The organism is Micromonospora sp. NPDC048839, from assembly GCF_040649915.1.
Taxonomy (GTDB): Bacteria; Actinomycetota; Actinomycetes; order Mycobacteriales; family Micromonosporaceae; genus Micromonospora.
This window is the reverse complement of the sequence record NZ_JBEZGL010000001.1, coordinates 104,628-122,027: the sequence shown is the minus strand read 5'-3', so window position 1 is coordinate 122,027 and position 17,400 is coordinate 104,628. Positions and strand designations below refer to the sequence as shown.

Annotated in this window: 17 protein-coding genes; 12 read left to right on the top strand and 5 right to left on the bottom strand. The window is 72.9% G+C overall.

The window, feature by feature from the left end:
• Window positions 1-1,296, bottom strand: a complete 1,296-nt coding sequence (locus AB0C25_RS00600) for an extracellular solute-binding protein (RefSeq protein WP_357368218.1) — start codon at window positions 1,294-1,296, stop codon at window positions 1-3.
• A 159-nt stretch (window positions 1,297-1,455) separates the two neighbouring features.
• On the opposite strand from AB0C25_RS00600, the gene AB0C25_RS00595 reads away from it, so the two are divergent.
• The 8 genes from AB0C25_RS00595 (at window position 1,456) to AB0C25_RS00560 (ending at window position 8,729) form a co-directional block, all read left to right on the top strand.
• Entirely contained in the window at window positions 1,456-2,202 is a 747-nt protein-coding gene (locus AB0C25_RS00595) for an SDR family oxidoreductase (protein ID WP_357368217.1), read from the top strand.
• A 35-nt stretch (window positions 2,203-2,237) separates the two neighbouring features.
• Window positions 2,238-2,948, top strand: coding sequence for an FCD domain-containing protein (locus AB0C25_RS00590; RefSeq protein ID WP_357240789.1), 711 nt, complete (start codon window positions 2,238-2,240; stop codon window positions 2,946-2,948).
• A complete protein-coding gene (dgoD, locus tag AB0C25_RS00585) occupies window positions 2,945-4,090 on the top strand; it encodes a galactonate dehydratase (protein WP_357368216.1) in 1,146 nt (381 codons plus the stop codon). The genes AB0C25_RS00590 and dgoD overlap by 4 nt, the downstream gene beginning before the upstream one ends.
• The gene (locus AB0C25_RS00580) at window positions 4,084-4,923 is read left to right on the top strand and encodes a hypothetical protein (RefSeq protein WP_357368215.1); all 840 of its coding nucleotides are present in this window, start codon (window positions 4,084-4,086) and stop codon (window positions 4,921-4,923) included. Before dgoD ends, AB0C25_RS00580 begins: the two co-directional genes overlap by 7 nt.
• 10 nt (window positions 4,924-4,933) lie before the next feature.
• The gene (locus AB0C25_RS00575) at window positions 4,934-5,554 is read left to right on the top strand and encodes a bifunctional 4-hydroxy-2-oxoglutarate aldolase/2-dehydro-3-deoxy-phosphogluconate aldolase (RefSeq protein ID WP_357368214.1); all 621 of its coding nucleotides are present in this window, start codon (window positions 4,934-4,936) and stop codon (window positions 5,552-5,554) included.
• Entirely contained in the window at window positions 5,551-6,492 is a 942-nt protein-coding gene (locus AB0C25_RS00570) for a sugar kinase (RefSeq protein WP_357368213.1), read from the top strand. Before AB0C25_RS00575 ends, AB0C25_RS00570 begins: the two co-directional genes overlap by 4 nt.
• Before the next feature lie 121 nt (window positions 6,493-6,613).
• Window positions 6,614-7,495 (top strand): SMP-30/gluconolactonase/LRE family protein, encoded by an 882-nt coding sequence (locus AB0C25_RS00565; RefSeq protein ID WP_357368212.1) that lies wholly within the window; start codon window positions 6,614-6,616, stop codon window positions 7,493-7,495.
• Window positions 7,496-7,625: 130 nt separating this feature from the next.
• Window positions 7,626-8,729: an L-dopachrome tautomerase-related protein gene (locus tag AB0C25_RS00560; RefSeq protein ID WP_357368211.1), complete on the top strand. Its 1,104-nt coding sequence runs from the start codon at window positions 7,626-7,628 to the stop codon at window positions 8,727-8,729.
• A 19-nt stretch (window positions 8,730-8,748) separates the two neighbouring features.
• Here AB0C25_RS00560 and AB0C25_RS00555 read toward each other — a convergent pair whose 3' ends face one another.
• Window positions 8,749-9,504, bottom strand: coding sequence for a dienelactone hydrolase family protein (locus AB0C25_RS00555; protein WP_357368210.1), 756 nt, complete (start codon window positions 9,502-9,504; stop codon window positions 8,749-8,751).
• Window positions 9,505-9,648: 144 nt separating this feature from the next.
• Between AB0C25_RS00555 and AB0C25_RS00550 the strand changes: the two genes are divergently transcribed.
• From AB0C25_RS00550 to AB0C25_RS00535, 4 genes are all read left to right on the top strand, one after another.
• Window positions 9,649-10,611 carry an SDR family oxidoreductase gene (locus tag AB0C25_RS00550; protein WP_357368209.1) on the top strand — a complete coding sequence of 321 codons (963 nt, stop codon included), beginning with the start codon at window positions 9,649-9,651 and terminating at the stop codon, window positions 10,609-10,611.
• A gap of 105 nt (window positions 10,612-10,716) precedes the next feature.
• Window positions 10,717-11,124, top strand: a complete 408-nt coding sequence (locus AB0C25_RS00545; RefSeq protein WP_357368208.1) for a hypothetical protein — start codon at window positions 10,717-10,719, stop codon at window positions 11,122-11,124.
• Window positions 11,121-11,624, top strand: a complete 504-nt coding sequence (locus AB0C25_RS00540; RefSeq protein ID WP_357368207.1) for a universal stress protein — start codon at window positions 11,121-11,123, stop codon at window positions 11,622-11,624. The genes AB0C25_RS00545 and AB0C25_RS00540 overlap by 4 nt, the downstream gene beginning before the upstream one ends.
• Window positions 11,625-11,663: 39 nt before the next feature.
• Complete coding sequence (locus AB0C25_RS00535; RefSeq protein ID WP_357368206.1) at window positions 11,664-12,074, top strand: SAV_915 family protein; 411 nt, start codon at window positions 11,664-11,666, stop codon at window positions 12,072-12,074.
• On the opposite strand, the gene AB0C25_RS00530 is transcribed toward AB0C25_RS00535, so the two are convergent.
• The 3 genes from AB0C25_RS00530 to AB0C25_RS00520 form a co-directional block, all read right to left on the bottom strand.
• A complete protein-coding gene (locus AB0C25_RS00530; protein WP_357368205.1) occupies window positions 12,035-14,044 on the bottom strand; it encodes an FAD-dependent oxidoreductase in 2,010 nt (669 codons plus the stop codon). The two genes, AB0C25_RS00535 and AB0C25_RS00530, sit on opposite strands and share 40 nt — an antisense overlap.
• A 103-nt stretch (window positions 14,045-14,147) precedes the next feature.
• Window positions 14,148-14,828, bottom strand: coding sequence for a response regulator (locus AB0C25_RS00525; protein WP_357368204.1), 681 nt, complete (start codon window positions 14,826-14,828; stop codon window positions 14,148-14,150).
• Complete coding sequence (locus AB0C25_RS00520; protein ID WP_357368203.1) at window positions 14,825-17,377, bottom strand: DUF4118 domain-containing protein; 2,553 nt, start codon at window positions 17,375-17,377, stop codon at window positions 14,825-14,827. The genes AB0C25_RS00525 and AB0C25_RS00520 overlap by 4 nt, the downstream gene beginning before the upstream one ends.
• Window positions 17,378-17,400 lie beyond the last annotated feature (23 nt).

Sequence of the window (17,400 nt, the reverse complement as noted above, 5' to 3'; positions counted from 1 at the left end):
TCAGCCCTTGAAGACCTTCTCGGCGCCGGCCTGCCACTCCCGCAGGATCGCGTCGATCTGGTCCGGCTTGTCGATGAACTTGGTGAGCGCGGTGTCCGCGGTCGGCTGGAGTGCGTCACTGGAGTCGCGGTTGAAGAACTGGGTCAACTCCTTGGCCTCGTCGAGCATCGCCTTGCCCTTGACCACGAGCGGCGAGTCGGACGCCTTGGCCTTCGGGTTGGCCGGCAGGACGATGCCGGAGCTGGCCCTGACGTACGCCTCCTGGGCCTCGACCCCGGAGAGGTAGCTGAGTAGCGCCCTGGTGCCGGTCGGGTTGGCGGTCTTCGCGCTGGCGAAGAAGCCGTCCGTGGGGGCCTCCTCGGCCAGCGGCACCGCCGGGTCGATGATCGGGAACCGGAAGAAGTCCAGGTCACCGAGGGCATCCTTGGGTGCGGCGTCGGCGAAGAACGTGCCGATCAGGAACATGCCGGTCTTGCCCGCCAGGAGCGCGGTGGTCGCCTCCTGGAACGGGTACGCCTTGCCCTTGGGGTCGAAGTAGGGCAGCGCCTCACGCCAGCGGGTGAAGACCGCCTTGACCTTCGGGTCGTCGAAGCGCTGCTTGCCGGCGAGCAGTTCGCGGTGGAACGGAGCGCCGTTGATCCGGATGTTGAGGTAGTCGAACCAGGCCGAGGCCACCCACGGGGTGTCGCCGAGACCGATGCCGATCGGCGGAACGCCCTTGCTCTTCAACGTCTCGCAGAGCGCCAGGAACTCGGTCCAGGTCTTCGGCTCCTGCACGCCCCACTTGGCGAAGTTGGACTTGCGGTAGAAGAAGCCCCACCAGTAGTTGTTCATCGGCACGAAGATCTGCTTGCCGCTGGCGTCGGTGGAGAGGGTGCGCAGCGACTGGGGGTAGTCGCCGAGCGACTTCCACACGTCGGAGACGTCCAGCAGCAGGTTCTTGCTGGCGTAGTCGTTGGCGACCGAGCCCGCGTACCAGGTGTAGAGGTCCGGCGGGTTCGCCGAGGTCAGGTACGTCGGCAGTTGGGTCCGGAAGGTCTCCGAGGCGATCGTGTTGAGGCTGGCCGTGCCCTTGCCCTGCGCGTTGAACGTCTCGATCAGCTTCTCCATCGCGGCCTTGGCCTGCGGCGAGGAGAGGTTGGACTGGATGGTGACCGCGCCCGAGCCGTTGCTCGTCGTCGGTCCGCTGGCGGAACTGGCGCACGCGCTGAGGAACGAGCTGGCGCCGAGGGCACCCAGGCCAGCGAGCCCGAGATGGCCAAGGAATCGCCGGCGACCGGGGTCGAAGTCGCTCACGGAGGTATCCCTTCCTCTACGACACGTAGCGTCACCGCGCAGTGTGTCGTCCATGTGAATGCTGTGTCGAGAAGGTTGCATCGGACGTCGCCGGCTGTCAAGATATCTTCGTAATTAATGATTAGATGAGATCAAGGCGAGGGTCAGGTGGATCAGCCTATGCGCCGGCTTGAGGGCAAGAACGCGCTGGTCACCGGCGCGATGGGTGGGATCGGCGCGGCCACCGCCCGGCGGCTCGCCGCCGAGGGGGCAGCTGTCGCGCTGCTCGACGTGGCCGACACGGCACCGCTTGCCGAAGAACTGACAGCGCGAGGCGTCCGCGCACTGTCCGTAGTGGCCGATGTCAGCGACGAGAGCGACTGGGCGGCTGCGGTGTCGGCAGTACACGCCGGCCTCGGCCCGATCGACATCCTGGTCAGCACCGCGTACACCGTGCGGGTCGCCCCGGCCCACGAGACCAGTCGGCAGTCCTGGGACCAGCAGCTCGGCGTCAGCCTCACCGGCTCGTTCCTCGGTGTGCGCGCCTGCCTGGACGACCTGCTGACCCGCTCCGGCGCGGTGGTGCTCATCTCCTCGGTGCACGCGCTCGTCGGGTTGCCCGGCCGCCCCGCGTACGCCGCGGCCAAGGGCGGCCTGGTCGCGCTCGGCCGCCAACTCGCCGTGGAGTACGGCCCACAGGTGCGGGTCAACACCGTGCTGCCCGGCCCGATCCTCACCGCGGCCTGGGCCGACGTGTCCGAAGAGGACCGCGAGCGCAGCGTCGCCGAGACGGTGGCGAAACGCTTCGGCACCCCGGACGAGGTGGCGGCGACCGTCGCCTTCCTCGCCTCACCGGACGCCGCCTACGTCACCGGCGCGAGCCTCGTGGTGGACGGTGGCTGGACAGCGGTGAAAGCCTCGGCCTGAGAGATCGATACCGACCAGCGAAAAGGCCAGGAGCATTGGCACAGTACGCACGCCGCGGCGTCCACGGGCAGACCGTCGAAGCGATCGCCCGTCGCATCCTCACCGGTGAGATCCCCGCCGGCGCGACGCTGAACATCGTCGCCCTCCAGGAGGAGTTCGACGTCAGCCTCACGGCGCTCCGCGAGGCGCTGAAGGTCCTCTCGGCCAAGGGCATCGTCGACGCCCGGCAGAAGCGCGGCACCTTCGTCCGGCCCCGCGCCGACTGGAACCTGCTCGACGGCGACGTGATCCGCTGGCAGTTCGCCGAGGGCCCCGACGAGCGTCTGCTCGAAAAGCTGCACGAGGTACGCGCGATCATCGAGCCGGCCGCCGCGCGGCTGGCCGCCACCCGGGCGACCGAGGACGACCTGGCCGCCCTCGACCGGGCGCTGGCCGAGATGGCCGAGGCCAACGGTGATCCCGCCGCCGCCGTCGCCGCCGACCTCGCCTTCCACCGCGCGCTGCTCACCGCCACGCACAACGAGCTGCTGGAACGGATGGAGGTGGTGATGGAGACCGGGCTCGCCGAACGCGACCGCCTGGTGCACGGCGGCGCCGCGCACGACGACCCCGTGCCCAGCCACCGTGCCGTCGTCGACGCGCTACGCGAGCGCGACGAGACGGCGGCCGAGACCGCCATGCGTGAGTTGCTGGACAAGGCCGTCCGCGACGTCGAGAAGGCACGGGGACGAAGGGGCAGTCAGTGAAGATCGAGCGCATCGAGACCTTCCTGGTCGCGCCACGGTGGTTGTTCTGCCGGGTGGAGACCGACGACGGGCTGGTCGGGTGGGGTGAACCGGTGGTGGAGGGGCGCGCCGAAGTGGTGCGCAGTGCCGTCGAGGTGCTCGCCGAATACCTGATCGGCGCCGACCCGCTGCGGATCGAGCAGCACTGGCAGGTGCTCACCAAGGGCGGCTTCTACCGGGGCGGCCCGATCCTCTCCAGCGCGGTCGCCGGCCTCGACCAGGCGCTCTGGGACATCGCCGGGCAGGCGTACGGCGCACCGGTGCACGCGCTCCTCGGCGGCCCGGTGCGGGAGAAGGTGCGGATCTACTCCTGGATCGGCGGGGACGAGCCCGACGAGGTCGCCGACGCCGCCGCCGCGCAGGTCGCCGCCGGCCTCACCGGCGTCAAGATGAACGCGTGCGGGCGACTCTCCCCCATCCCCACCTCCGCCGAGGTGGACGAGGTCGTCGGCCGCGTCGCCGCCGCCCGCGAGGTGCTCGGCCCCGACCGGGACATCGCGCTGGACTTCCACGGCCGGGCCGGGCTGGCCGCGGTACGCCGGATCCTGCCCGAGCTGGCTCCCCTGCGCCCGTTCTTCGTGGAGGAGCCGGTCCTGCCCGACCAGGCCCACCACCTGCGCTACATCGTCGCCAGCACACCGATCCCGGTGGCCACCGGCGAACGGCTCTACGGCCGCTCCGAGTTCCTCGGCCCGTTGCAGGCCGGAGTCGCCGTGGTCCAGCCCGACCTGTCGCACGCCGGCGGTATCTCCGAGGTCCGCCGGATCGCCGCGCTGGCCGAGACGTACGGCGCGCTGCTCGCCCCGCACTGCCCGCTCGGCCCGATCTCGCTGGCGGCCAGCCTCCAGGTGGCCTTCGCGACGCCGAACTTCCTGATCCAGGAGCAGAGCATCGGGATCCACTACAACGTCGGCTCCGAGTTGTTGGACTACCTGGTCGACCCGGAACCGTTCCGGTTCGTGGACGGGCACATCGCCCGACTCGACCGGCCCGGCCTGGGCATCACCGTGGACGAGGCGGCCGTCCGCAAGGCCGCGAAGACACCGCACACCTGGCGCAACCCGGTCTGGCAGCACGCCGACGGGTCGTTCGCGGAATGGTGACCGGCGCGACTCCGGTGCCGCTGCGCGTGGCGTACGACGTGGCGCACGGCGGCCGGTGGACCAGCCTGCACGGTGGCGGTCGGGAGTGGCTCTGGCGTGGCCCGGACCCCGGCCGGCACGGGGTACGCCCCGACGACGCGTTCGTCGACGCCGGCGGTCTGGAGGAGTGCCTGCCCACGGTGCGCGGTAAGCCCGACCACGGCGAGGTGTGGTCGCGGCCGTGGCGCCGCGCCGGCCCCGACACACTGGTGATCCAGCGGCGAACGTTCACCCTGAGCCGCCGGATCACCGACGAGGGCGGTGTGGTGGTGGCCGACTACCGGCTGGCCGCCGACCCCGGTCACCGGTTCGTCTGGGCCGCGCACGCCCTGCTCGACCTCTCCCCCGCGGCCCGCCTCGACGCGCCCGCCGGCACCCCGACCCGGCTGTACCCGGAGGCCGCCGCGCTCCTGCCGCCGGGCACCTGGCCCGCCGACGCCCCGTGGCTCACCGGGGAGTGGCCGTCCCCCGCCGGGCTGACGCTCGACACCCTCGGCCCGGACGACGGGACCGCGCTCGGCGCGGTACTGCTCGACTGCCCACGGGTCCAGGTGATCGACGGCGTCGACCGGCTGACCCTGGAGCTGGAGTGCGCGGGCCAGCCCCGCAGCACCGCCCTCTGGCGCAACCTGGGCGGCTGGCCGACCGACGGCCCCTACCGCAGCGTCGGCGTCGAACCGATGCTCGGCGCGGCCTTCGACCTGGCCGACGCCGGCCCCGCCGACGCCGTGGTCGTTCCCCCCGCCGGTGAGGTCACCTGGCGACTCACCATCTCCGCCCACCGCATCCACTGAGGACACCGCGATGAACCTGCTCGACGAGCTGCGTACCCACCGGCTGCTGGCCATCGTGCGCGGCCCGGACCCGGCCGCCGCGCTGACCGCGGTACTCACCCTGGCCGAGAGCGGCGTCGCCCTGGTCGAGGTCTCCCTGACAGGCGCCGACGCGCTCGGCGTCATCCGCCGCGCCCGGGCGGCACTCGGGGCGGACTACGCCCTGGGCGCGGGCACCGTGCTCAGCGCCGAGGACGCCCGCGCCGCGGCCGACGCGGGCGCCGGTTTCCTGGTCACCCCGGCGCTCGCGCCGAGCCTCGCCGAGGGTGGCCGGCTCGGCCTGCCGGTGCTCGCCGGAGCGCTCACCCCCACCGAGGTGGTGCAGGCCGGCAGTGCCGGGGCCACCGCCGTCAAGCTCTTCCCGGCGTCCCTCGGCGGACCCGACTACCTCGGCGCGCTGCGGGACCCGTTCCCCGGCACCGCGTTCGTACCGGTCGGCGGAATCGACGCGGACGGAGCGCGACGGTACCTCGACCGGGGCGCGGTGGCGGTGGGTGTCGGCTCCCCGCTGCTCGGTGACGCCGTCCGGGGTGGCGACCTGTCGGCGCTGCGCGACCGCGCGGCCACCTTCCGCACGGCGGTCCAGCGGTGACCGACCTGCTCACGCTCGGCGAGACGATGGCGGCCTTCCGCAGCAGCGGCCCGCTGCGGCTGGGCGGCACCGCCGGGATCTCCGTCGCCGGGGCCGAGTCGACGGTGGCCATCGGGCTTTCCCGGCTCGGCCACCGGGCCGCCTGGGTCGGGGTCACCGGCGCCGACGAGCCCGGCGAGCTGGTCCGCCGTACGCTGCGCGCCGAGGGTGTCGACCTGACCTGGTCCCGGATCGACCCGACCGCGCCCACCGGGCTGATCCTCGTCGAGAACCGGGTCGCCGACATCAACCGGGTCACCTACCACCGCGCGGGCTCCGCTGGCTCCCGGCTGCGACCGGCCGACGTCACAGGCCCCTTCGACGCGCCGGGGTCGCCGCCCCGGCTGCTGCATGTCACCGGCATCACCTGCGCGCTGGGCGACGAGCCGTACCAGGCGGTGGTGGCGGCCGTGCGGCGCGCCCGTGCCGCCGGCACCACCGTCTGCCTGGACGTCAACCACCGGCAGCGGCTCTGGTCGGTCGCCGACGCCGCCGACGCGCTGCGCCCGCTGCTGCCCTCGATCGATCTGGTGGTCGCCTCCGACGACGAGTTGGCCGTGCTGACCGACGCGTCCGACCCGGTCGCGGCGCTGCTGTCGGCCGGCGTGACCGAGGTCGTGGTCAAGCACGGCGCCGACGGGGCGACCAGCCACCGAGCCACCGGCCGGGTGCACCGTCCAGCCCGGACGGTGCCGGTGGTGGACACCGTCGGCGCGGGCGACGCGTTCGTGGCCGGGCTGCTCTCCGGTTGGCTCGACGGTGCCGACGCGCCGACCCGGCTGGACCGGGCGGTCACCACCGGCGCGTTCGCGGTCGCCACCCGGGGCGACTGGGAGGGCCTGCCCGACCGAGCCGAGCTGACGCTGCTCGACCACGGGCCGGGCGGTACGGTCCGCTGACGCTGCTCGACCACGGCCCCGGCGGTACGGTCCGCTGACGAGTGCGGCGGCCGGCGCACGGGCGCACCGACGACCGGCGCGGACCGGCCGCCGCCGACCGGAGATCCCTTGGAGGAGCACCATGGAGCTGACCGAGCCGACCGTCTGGAGCACCGACCGGCTGGAGCTGGGCGAGGGGCTGCGCTGGGTCGACGACCGGCTGGTCCTCGTCGACCTGCTGGCCGGACGGCTGCTGGAGACCGACGGCGACGCTCCGAACCCGCTGCGGGAGGTCCGCCACCTCGACGTTCCGCTCGGCGCGGTCGCCCCGGTGGCCGACCGAGCCGGCGAGTGGCTCGCCGCCGCCGGGACCGGCATCACCGTGCTGCCCGCCGGCGGCGACCCCCGACCGGTCGCCGACCTGGTCGGCGACGCGCCCGAGCCGACCCGGATGAACGACGCGGTCGCCGACCCGCACGGCCGATTCTGGGTCGGCAGCATGACGTACGCCGCGGTCCCCGGCGGGGGCACGCTGTACCGGCTGGCCCCGGGCGCGGCACCGGTGCCCGCCGTGACCGGGCTGACCATTCCGAACGGGCCGGCGTTCGACGCCACCGGCACCACCATGTACCTGGCCGACACGCCGCGCGGCGAGATCGACAGGTTCACCGTCGACCCGGGCACCGGTGACCTGGACGGGCGGGAGCCGTTCCTGCGGCTCTCCCCCGACGACGGCGGGCCGGACGGCATGACCGTCGACACGGCAGGCCACCTCTGGGTCGCGTTCTGGGGCGGCTCGGCGGTCCGCCGCTACCGGCCCGACGGCACCCTGGACCGGGAGATTCGGCTGCCGGCGAAGCAGCCCGCCGGCATCTGCCTGGGCGGCCCCGACCTGCGCCGACTCTTCATCGGCACCGCCCGGGTCGGGCTGAGCGCCGCGGGTCCGCAGGACGGCGCGCTGCTCGCGGTGGACGTCGAGGTCCCCGGCCTGCCCGTCGCGTACGCCGCCGCGCCGGTGCGCTGACGGAGGCATAGCTGCTGACGCAGGCATACCGGACGCCCGGGCGGGAATAGCAGCGCGCGGGGAGCCCGCGGCCGGCGTGGGTCGGACCCACGGCAGGAGGCGAGACGATGGGCATCGTGGGGTGGGCGTCATGAACGGACCGGTCGGCGACGAGCCGGTGGGCGAGCTGGAGCTGGTGCACACCTTCACCGGCCCGATGCCGACCGGGGTGAGCGTCTCGCACCGGGGCCGGATCTTCGTCAACTTCCCGAAGTGGGGCGACGAGGTGCCGGCCACCGTCGTGGAGCTGCGCGACGGCCGGGAGGTGCCCTACCCCGACCAGGCGTGGAACACCCCGTCCGGTGACGACGACGCGGGCGCGTTCGTGTCGGTGCAGAGCATCGTGGTGGACCCGGCCGACCGGCTCTGGGTGCTGGACACCGGCAGCCCGATGTTCCAGCCCACGAAGCCGGGCGGCCCGAAGCTGGTCCGGATCGACCTGGACACCGACACGGTCGCCCAGGTGATCACCTTTCCGGCGGACGTGGCGCTGCCGACGACGTACCTCAACGACGTCCGGTTCGACCTGCGGCGCGGTGAGGCGGGGGTCGCGTACATCACCGACTCGGCGTCGACCGGGCCGAACGGCATCATCGTCGTCGACCTGGCCAGTGGCGCTTCCTGGCGGCGGCTGCACGACCACCCGTCCACGAAGGCGGAACCGCTGGCGACGTTCCGGCCGGTGGTCGAGGGCCGACCGTTCCTCGAACGGCCGGCGGACGGGCCGCCGAAGCCGGTGAGCATGGGCTCCGACGGCATCGCCATCTCGGCCGACGGCAGCCGGCTCTACTACTGTCCGCTGGCATCGCGAAGGCTGCACAGCGTCTCCGCCGAAGCGCTTGCCGACCCGGGCGTCACCCAGGAGGCGGTCGCCGCGACGGTCGTCGACGAGGGGGACCGGGGCACCGCCTCGGACGGGTTGGAGAGCGACGACGCAGGGCGGCTCTACCTCACCTCGTACGAGCACAACGCGGTGCTGCGGCGGCACCCGGACGGCCAGTACGAGACGCTGGTCCACGACCCGCGGCTGCTCTGGCCGGACACCATGTCGGTGGCCACCGACGGGTACCTCTACGTCACCGCCAACCAGCTGCACCGGCAGGCGCAGTACCAGCGGGGCAAGGACCTGCGGCGTAAGCCGTACGCGCTGTTCCGCACCCGCATCGACGCCGGCCCGGTGCTGCTGCGCCGCTGACCGGATGGGACGTCTCCCGTCAGTTTGTCGGCAGGGCGCGGTCCAGCAGGTCGAAGAGGGCGGCCCAGTGGCGCTCGGTGGCCTGCTCGTCGTACATCGGGGTGTCGGCCATGGTGAAGCCGTGGTGGGCGCCCTGGTAGACCTCGGAGCGGTAGCGCACGCCGGCCGCGTCGAGCGCCTTCTCCAGCGTGGCGATCTGCTCCGGCGTCATCGACCGGTCGGCGTCGGCGTGCCCGAAGTACACCTCGCCGGTGATCGCGCCGACGGCCAGGTGAGGGCTGTCCGGCGCGTCGGTGGCGAGGTACCCGCCGTGGAAGCTGGCGATCGCGGCGATGCGGTCCGGGTGCGCCTCGATGGCCCGCAGCGCGTTCGTGCCGCCCAGGCAGTAGCCGGTGATGGCGACCGGACCCGGCCGGACGTCGTCGCGGGCGGCCAGGAAGTCGAGGTACGCGGTGGTGTCCCGGTCGAACACCTCCGGGGTCAACGCGCCGGCCAGCGGCATGATCTGCTCGAAGAGCGCTCCGCGCTGGTCCGGCTCACCGAGTCGGGACAGGTCGAACAGCGGTGCCCGGCCGGCCCGGTAGAACAGGTGGGGCGTCACCACCAGGTAACCCCGTGCGGCGATCCGTTCCGCCATCTCGACCAGGCGCGGGCGCGGTCCGAAGGCGTCCATGAAGAGCAGCACCGCCGGGAAGGGGCCGTTGCCGTCCGGCCGGGTCAGGGACGCGTCCGCCACTCCGTCGCTGGTCGGGATGTCCACCGTCGTCGTCTGCACCGTGCCTCCTCGTCCGAAAGTCCTTGATCGTCAAGGACGTTACTCGCCGGGCAGCCGGCCCGTGCGACAGCCGGGGAGCGTCGATCCCTGGATAAGGCGACCCTGGGTGGTGGTCGGCGACCGATCCAGGCTTGTCCACGACCGATGAGGGACACCGCCGACCTGGGAGTTGTTGTGCTCGACCTGACCGTTCCGGACCTGACTGGAAGACTCGCCGTCGTGACCGGCGGCAGCGACGGCCTGGGCCTCGGCCTGGCCACGCGGCTGGCGCGCGCCGGGGCCGAGGTGGTGCTGCCGGTCCGCAACCCGGCCAAGGGCGCCGCCGCGCTGGACGCCGTGCGGGCCGCCGCGCCGGGTGCCGTCGTCTCGACCCGGCACCTGGACCTCGCCTCGCTGGACTCGGTGGCCGCGCTGGCCGACACGCTGCTCGGCGAGGGCCGACCGATCCAGATCATGATCAACAATGCCGGCGTGATGACGCCGCCGACCCGGCACGCCACCGCCGAGGGCTTCGAACTGCAGTTCGGCACCAACCACCTCGGGCACTTCGCGCTGACCGGGCGGCTGCTGCCGCTGCTGCGGGCCGGCCACGCCCGGGTCACCACCATGTCGAGCAGCGCCGCCCGCTCTGGCCGGCTCGACTGGGACGACCTGCAGAGCACCCAGCGGTACGCGGCGATCCGCGCGTACAACGCGTCCAAGTTGGCCACCCTGCACTTCGGGTTGGAACTGGACCGACGGAGTCGGGCCGGCGGCTGGGGCATCGTCAGCAACGTCGCCCATCCGGGCACCACCATGACCAACCTGTACGCGTCCGGCCCCAACCTGGGACGCAGCCGGCCATCGCTCCACCACTCGATCATGAGCCGGCTGGCCCGCTGGGGCGTCCTGGTGCACTCGGTGGATGCCGGGCTGCTTCCCGCCCTCTACGCCGCCACCAGCCCACAGGCGCGGGGCGGCCGGTTCTACGGCCCGGACGGGCTGGGACAGTTCACCGGCAAACCGACCGAGCTGGCCGTCTACCGCTCGGCGCGCGACACGAATGACGCGGCACGGCTGTGGACCGTCTCGGAGCGGCTGGTGGGTGTCGAGTTCGTCGGCAACTGACCGGCGTACGCGTCCGCGTGAACGCGGCGTCAAGAATTGGCGGTGGCCCGTCGAAACGGCGTATCGGCGGGCGCACCGTCGCCCCTCGGTGGTGACGATGGGTCCATGAGTCCTTGGCGGATGACACGCTGGGAACGCGGAGACCTCCCACCCGGCAGCGACACCGACGGCGGCCCGGACGCGCCTGGCAGCTCGGGCGAGCCGGAGCGTCGGCACGAGGCGCTGGTGAGCGTCCGGCTGGGACCGTCCGCGCCCGGCAGTCACCTGGTGGAATACCTGCGGCACGAGCCCTGCGCCGTCGACGCGTGGTGGATCGCCGCCGACATCGACGCCGTGGTGCGACTCTCCGCCGACAGCAGGACGGTGCTGCACCGGGCCGTGGCCGACCTGCGCCGCCGGGCCGGGGTGGAGGTGGCCGCGGCCAACTACATCCTCCGCGCGCTCGACCTGACGACGCAGGCGGGGCCGCGTACCGGGAAGGACGCCCCGACGTGGGCGGTGTCCGCCGCATGAGCCGCCCCGACGTAGGCCGCCGGATCGTGGTGGGCGTCGACCGGTCGTTCGCCGGAATGCAGGCCCTGCGCCGCGCGATGCAGCTCGCCCGCCGCGACGGCGCGCAACTGGACGCCGTGCGTGCGTGGGTCTTCGCGCCGACGTGGCGGCCCGGCACCCTGACGTGGCGTTGGCAGGACGAGTGCGACCGGGCCGCGGTGGTCTACCTGCGTGGTGTCTTCGACGCGGCGCTCGGCGGCATGCCCCGGGACGTGACCGTCCGTTTGGTGGCAACCCAGGGGTACGCCGGGCAGGTGCTTGTCGACCACGCGCACCGGGAAAGTGACCTGCTGGTCGTCGGTAGCCCGGAACGCGGACGGTTCGGCCGGTCGCGTGGCCACGTCACCCGGTACTGCGTGACGAGGGCGGCCGTGCCGGTCGTCGCGGTGCCCGCGCCGTCCTGGGCGCGGGCCGCGACGATCCGCCGCTTCGCGCACGACCTCGAACGTTTCAGCCGATGACCCCTTCTCCCCACCGCTTTCGAAAGGACCAGCCCCACCATGGACGAGGCCCCGATAATTTACGCCGTTCCGGTGCGCGACCTGCCGGGACGGCTGGTGCGGACGGTGCGGACCGGTCGTTCGCCGCAGGGCCAGCGGCTGGGCATCGCCTTCACCCGGCCGGAGCTCCTGGCCGCCGCGATGGGCGTCGATCAGCAGTGGGAGGAGCTGTGCGAGTCCGCGCTGCGCGGCATGCTGCGCCCGCTCGGCATCGACGTGATCCAGGTCGACCCCCTGCTGGTGGCGCCGCCGCTCGACCCGAGCAGCGGAGACCGGGCCGCGCCGAACGTGCCGGCCCGCGCACCGGCCGCACCCGCCGGCCCATGGTCCGAGGCCGTTCCGGTCCCGGTCGGCACCGCACCCGCCACCGCTCAGGCGCGGACGAAGCGGACCGCGTCGGCGACCACATAACCGTTGGTGTCCTCGGTGCGGATCAGCACGCTCCCGTCGCTGCCGGCCGTGAACGGGTAGGTGCCCAGCGGCACCCACTGGCCGCCGGCCTGCCGCTGGTCCACCGTGCGGGTGACCAGCCCGCCGGAGTATTCGATCTCCACAGGCACGTTTGTCGCCCGGTTCGGATCCGCGGTCCAGCGCAACTGCACGTTCCACGAGCCGGCGGCGGGCAGTGTCGGGCGGAACCGCAGCCGGTTGACACCCTTGGCGGTGTTGCCGTCGTGCTCGTAGTCCGGGCCGTAGTAGCCGCCGACGCTCGTGCTGCGCAGCCACGTGCCGGCCCGGGTGATCCCGCTGCTCGCGGCGTTGTCCAGGATCACCTCGCTGGTGGAGCCCCACTCCAGCACCGCGCCGTCCTGCCGCAGCCGGGTCTGGAGGGTGGGCACGGGCACCTCCTGCACGGCGAGGTTCCCGGCGAGGGCCAGCGACGCGGCGGTGGCCGCCGCCTGCCCGAGGATCATGAACACCGGTTCCATCCGGATCGAGCCGTACGCGATGTGGCTCGCCGAGAGGCAGACCGGCACCAGCAGGTTGGCGCACTGCGCCCGGTGCGGCACGATCGCCCGGTAGCTCACCGGGTACGGCGCCGGCACCCCGATCTGCACGTCCCCCTCGTTGCGCACCTTGCCGTCGACCACCACCCGTTGACAGTTGTGCGAGTCCATCGTGTAGCTGGCCAGACCCACCGAGTCCGTGGCCCGTACCCGGCCCCGGCAGTCGGCCTCGGTCAACACGTACGCGGAGACCATCCGGCGGGCCTCCCGGATGTAGAGCATCGGTGGCCAGCCGCCGGTGCTGGTGAACTCGTCCACCGGCAGGCCCCACCGGGCGGTCGAGTCGCGGACCGACGCCGGCAGTCGCGGGTCGTTGGCCAGGAACCACATCAGCCCCTGCTGGTAGGTGCGGTGCTCGGCGATGATGCTCTCCCGCACGGCCCAGCTCGCCGTCGGGTACGCGTGGTTGAAGCCGATGTGGTCGGTCGACACGGCGCCGTTGTTGTTGGAGTCGGTCTTGCCGCCGCCGATCGAGTGGGTGGTGAAGTACGGCCCGGGGTAGCCGGCCTGGATGTGGCGCAGCAGCAGCTCGTACCGGATCGGGTCGTAGCCGGACGGCCTGCCGAACGGGATCCGGTTGGCCGCCTGGGTCAGGCACATCCGGAAGCAGTACGCCTGGATCCGGTCGTCGGCGCTGCCCTGCGGGGCGAGCGGTGTGGCGGAGATGCCCGGCAGCAGACCGCTCGCGGGCGAACCGGCCGTCACGTACGGGTCGACGGGGTAGGCGAACTGGTGGGTGTTGCGCGACTGCACCCCGTTGATCGTCTCGCCGTAGGTGTCGTTGGACTCCCGCCCGACGGTGAACCCCACCCCGGCCATGGCCAGCAGGTCGCCCTCGTAGGTGGCGTCGACGAACACCCCGCCCCGGTAGATCGAGCCGTCCTCGGTGCGCAGCTCGGTGATCCGGTCGCCACTGCGGCCGAGGCTGCTCAGCCGGGCGTCGACGATCACCGGCACGCCCGCCTCGGCCAGCATCTCGGCGAAGACAGCGGAGGCGACGCGCGGTTCGAAGGTCATCCGCAGCGGTGACGTCGGCGAGAGGGTACCGCCGTGGTACTTCACGTACACCCGGCGGTAGAACTCGGCGGCGAGGCCGCCGATGGACGCCTGGACGCCGGTGTCGGTGGCACCGAGCCCGGCGGTGCTCAGCCCGCCGACGTGGCTTGTGGGTTCCACCACCACGGCGGTGCGACCGAGTCGGCGCATGGTGATCGCGGCGGCCAGCCCGCCGGAGGTGGCGCCGTAGACGACCAGGTCGGCGGTGGTGACGGCGGCTCGGGCGGGGCCGGCGCGGAACGGGTCGGTGAGACCGGCCAGGACGAGGCCGGCGCCGCCGGCGGTCAGCAGCCGACGACGGGACAGGGGCTCGGACACGGCGGGGCTCCCGTGGGGTAACCGGTGGAGGGGACGGTTACAGAAGCACGCCGCTGCCGCTGCGAACGATATTCTTCAATGCCTGCCGGCGGGTGTCAACGGGTCAGGGGCGGTAGCGGTAGCCCATTCCCGGCTCGGTGATGAGGTGGCGGGGGCGGGCCGGATCGTCCTCCAGCTTGCGCCGCAGCTGGGCCAGGTACTGCCGTAGGTAGTTGGTCTCGTTCTGGTATTCCGGCCCCCACACGTCCTGGAGGAGCTGACGTTGGCTGACCAGCTTGCCGGGGTGGCGCAGCAGCTTCTCCAGCACGCTCCACTGGATGGGGGTCAGCTTGATCTCGGTGCCGTCGTCGCGCCGCACGCTGTGGTCGGCCAGGTCGACGGTGTGCTGGCCGATCCGCAGCGCCGGCACCGCCTCGCTGGGACCGCCGAGACGACGGGTGACGGCGCGGATGCGGGCCAGCAGCTCCTCCACCCCGAACGGCTTCGTCACGTAGTCGTCGGCGCCGGCGTCCAGGGCGGCGACCTTGTCCTCACTGCCGGCGCGGCCGGAGAGCACGATGATCGGCACGGTGGTCCACCCACGCAGACCCCGGATCACCTCCACGCCGTCGATGTCGGGCAGGCCGAGGTCCAGCACCACCAGGTCGGGCGGGTGGCTGGCGGCGGCCCTCAACGCGGCGGCCCCGGTGTCGGCGACGTCCACGTCGTACCGGCGGGCGCGCAGGTTGATGCGCAGGGCACGCAGGATCTGCGGTTCGTCGTCGACGACCAGGATGCGCGTCATTCCTGCGGCCCCCCCGAGCTGGTCTGCGCGGCGGCTGGCAGCCGCAGCACCATGGTGAGCCCACCACCGGGGGTGGTCTCCGGGGTGATGCTGCCACCCATCGCCTCGGCCAACCCCCGGGACAGGGCAAGCCCGAGACCGACGCCGGTCTGGTTGTCCCGGTCACCGAGGCGTTGGAACGGCAGGAAGACGTGCTCCCACTGGTCCTCCGGGATGCCCGGCCCCCGGTCGATCACCCGCAGTTCCACCTGGCCGGCGTGCGCGCTGGCGGTGATGGTGGGCGGCTGGTCCGGCGGGCTGTACCGCAGCGCGTTGGCGACGATGTTGACGAGCACCCGTTCCAGCAGGCCCGGGTCGGCGGTGGCGGCCGGCAGGTCGGCCGGGATGTCCGTGCCGACCGTCGCGGCCGCCGGGCCAAGTTCGTCCAGAGCCAGGGGTACGGCGTCCTCCAGGCCGATCGTGGTGGCCGTGATGCCGAGGACGCCGGCCTGGAGTCGACTCATGTCCAGCAGGTTGCCGACCAGCCGGGCGAGCCGGTCCAGCGACTCCTCGGCCGTCTCCAGCAATTCCTCGCGGTCGGACTCGTCGAACTCGATGTCGTGGCTGCGCAGGCTGGTCACGGCGGCCTTCGCCGAGGCGAGGGGCGTACGCAGGTCGTGGCTGACCGCGGCGAGCAGCGCGGTGCGCATCCGGTCGGCGGCGGCGAGGGGCCGGGCGGTGGCGGCCTCCTCGGCGAGCCGTTCCTGACGCAGCGCGACGGCGGCCTGGGCGGCGAACGCCTCGACGATGCGCCGGTCGGCGGCCTCCAGCCGTCGACCGCAGAGCACGACGGTGATCCGGTCGTCGACCGGCACCGCGGTCTCACCGCTTTCGGGGGTGCAGGGCGGGCTCTCGCCGACGCTGGCCACGACAGACCAGGCGTGCTCCTCACGGGCCCGCTCCGGGCGCCCGCTGGCGTCCTCGGCCAGCTCCAGCACGCTGACCGCGCGCAGCCCGAAGGTCTCCCGGAGCTGTTCCAGCAGGGCGGGCAGTGGGCGTTCGCCGCGCAGCACGCCACCGGCGAGGGCGGCGAGGGTCTGCGCGTCGGCGGCGGCGCGGGCGGCCTCCCTCGTCCGCCGGGCGGCCTTGTCGACGATCCAGCTCACCGCGAGCGCCACCCCGACGAAGACGGCCAGGGCGAGCAGGTTGTCGGCCTCGGCGATGGTCAGCGTCCGGTACGGCGGGGTGAAGAACCAGTTGAGCAGCAGCGACCCGCCGAGCGCGGCCACCAGGGCCGGCCACACCCCGCCGACCAGCGCGACCCCGACGACCCCGGCGAGGAACAGCAGAATGTCGTTGGTCAACGTCAGGTCGGGCAGGGTCTTCAGCAGGAGGGTGAGCAGCGGCATGCCCAGCACCGCCAGGCCGAAGCCGAGCAGTCGGCGACGTCGGGACAGCGCCGCCGGCACGGCCGCCGCCCGGCGGCCCTTGCCGGCCTGCTTGTGGGTGACCAGGTGCACGTCGATCGAGCCGGAGAGCGCGGTGGTGGTCACCCCGACGCCGCGGGCGAAGATCTGCGCGAGGCGACCCCGCCGGCTGGCGCCGAGCACCAGTTGGGTGGCGTTCACGCCCTGGGCGAAGTCCAGCAGCGCGGCCGGCACGTCGGTGCCGAGCACCTGGTGGTACGTGCCGCCCAGGCTCTCCACCAGCACCCGTTGCCGGGCCAGTTGGGCCGGGTCGGCGCCGGCCAGGCCGTCGCTGCGGGCCACGTGCACGGCGAGCAGGTCGGCACCCTTGCTGCGGGCCGCGACCCGGGCCGCCCGGCGGATCAGCGTCTCGCCCTCCGGGCCACCGGTCAACGCGACCACGACGCGTTCCCGGGCCTCCCAGGTGGCCGCGATGCCCTGCTGACTGCGGTAGCGGTCGAGCTGCTCGTCGACCTTGTCGGCCAGCCAGAGCAGCGCCAGCTCGCGCAGCGCGGTGAGGTTGCCGACCCGGAAGTAGTTGCCCAACGCGGCGTCGATCTTGTCGGGTCGGTAGATGTTGCCGTGCGCCATCCGCCGGCGCAGCGCCTCCGGGGTCATGTCGACAAGCTCGACCTGCTCGGCGGCGCGGACGATCTCGTCCGGCACGGTCTCCCGCTGGGTGGTGCCGGTGATCTGGGCGACGACGTCGTTCACCGACTCCAGGTGCTGCACGTTTACCGTGGACAGCACGTCGATGCCCGCGTCCAGCAACTCCTGGACGTCCTGCCAGCGCTTGTCGTGCCGGGAGCCGGGCACGTTCGTGTGCGCCAGCTCGTCGACGATCGCGATCTCGGGCCGGCGGGTCAGCACCGCGTCCAGGTCCATCTCGGTGAACTCGGCGCCCCGGTAGTCCATGGTGCGGCGGGGCACCTGCTCCAGGTCGCCGAGCATCGCGGCGGTCTGCTGGCGGCCGTGGGTCTCCACGAAGCCGATCACCACGTCGGTGCCGCGCGCGGCCCGCCGCCGAGCCTCCTCCAGCATGGCGTACGTCTTGCCGACGCCGGGGGCGGCCCCGAGATAGATGCGCAGTTCTCCGCGTGGCACGGGGACCATCCTCCCTGGTCAGA

What these genes read in the sequence shown, in the direction of transcription:
- AB0C25_RS00595 (WP_357368217.1), top strand. Translation starts at nt 1,456, where the DNA reads ATGCGCCGGCTTGAGGGCAAGAACGCGCTGGTCACCGGCGCGATGGGT.
- AB0C25_RS00580 (WP_357368215.1), top strand. Translation starts at nt 4,084, where the DNA reads ATGGTGACCGGCGCGACTCCGGTGCCGCTGCGCGTGGCGTACGACGTG.
- AB0C25_RS00575 (WP_357368214.1), top strand. Translation starts at nt 4,934, where the DNA reads ATGAACCTGCTCGACGAGCTGCGTACCCACCGGCTGCTGGCCATCGTG.
- AB0C25_RS00565 (WP_357368212.1), top strand. Translation starts at nt 6,614, where the DNA reads ATGGAGCTGACCGAGCCGACCGTCTGGAGCACCGACCGGCTGGAGCTG.
- AB0C25_RS00560 (WP_357368211.1), top strand. Translation starts at nt 7,626, where the DNA reads ATGAACGGACCGGTCGGCGACGAGCCGGTGGGCGAGCTGGAGCTGGTG.
- AB0C25_RS00550 (WP_357368209.1), top strand. Translation starts at nt 9,649, where the DNA reads ATGAGGGACACCGCCGACCTGGGAGTTGTTGTGCTCGACCTGACCGTT.
- AB0C25_RS00545 (WP_357368208.1), top strand. Translation starts at nt 10,717, where the DNA reads ATGAGTCCTTGGCGGATGACACGCTGGGAACGCGGAGACCTCCCACCC.
- AB0C25_RS00540 (WP_357368207.1), top strand. Translation starts at nt 11,121, where the DNA reads ATGAGCCGCCCCGACGTAGGCCGCCGGATCGTGGTGGGCGTCGACCGG.
- AB0C25_RS00535 (WP_357368206.1), top strand. Translation starts at nt 11,664, where the DNA reads ATGGACGAGGCCCCGATAATTTACGCCGTTCCGGTGCGCGACCTGCCG.
- AB0C25_RS00525 (WP_357368204.1), bottom strand. Translation starts at nt 14,828, where the DNA reads ATGACGCGCATCCTGGTCGTCGACGACGAACCGCAGATCCTGCGTGCC.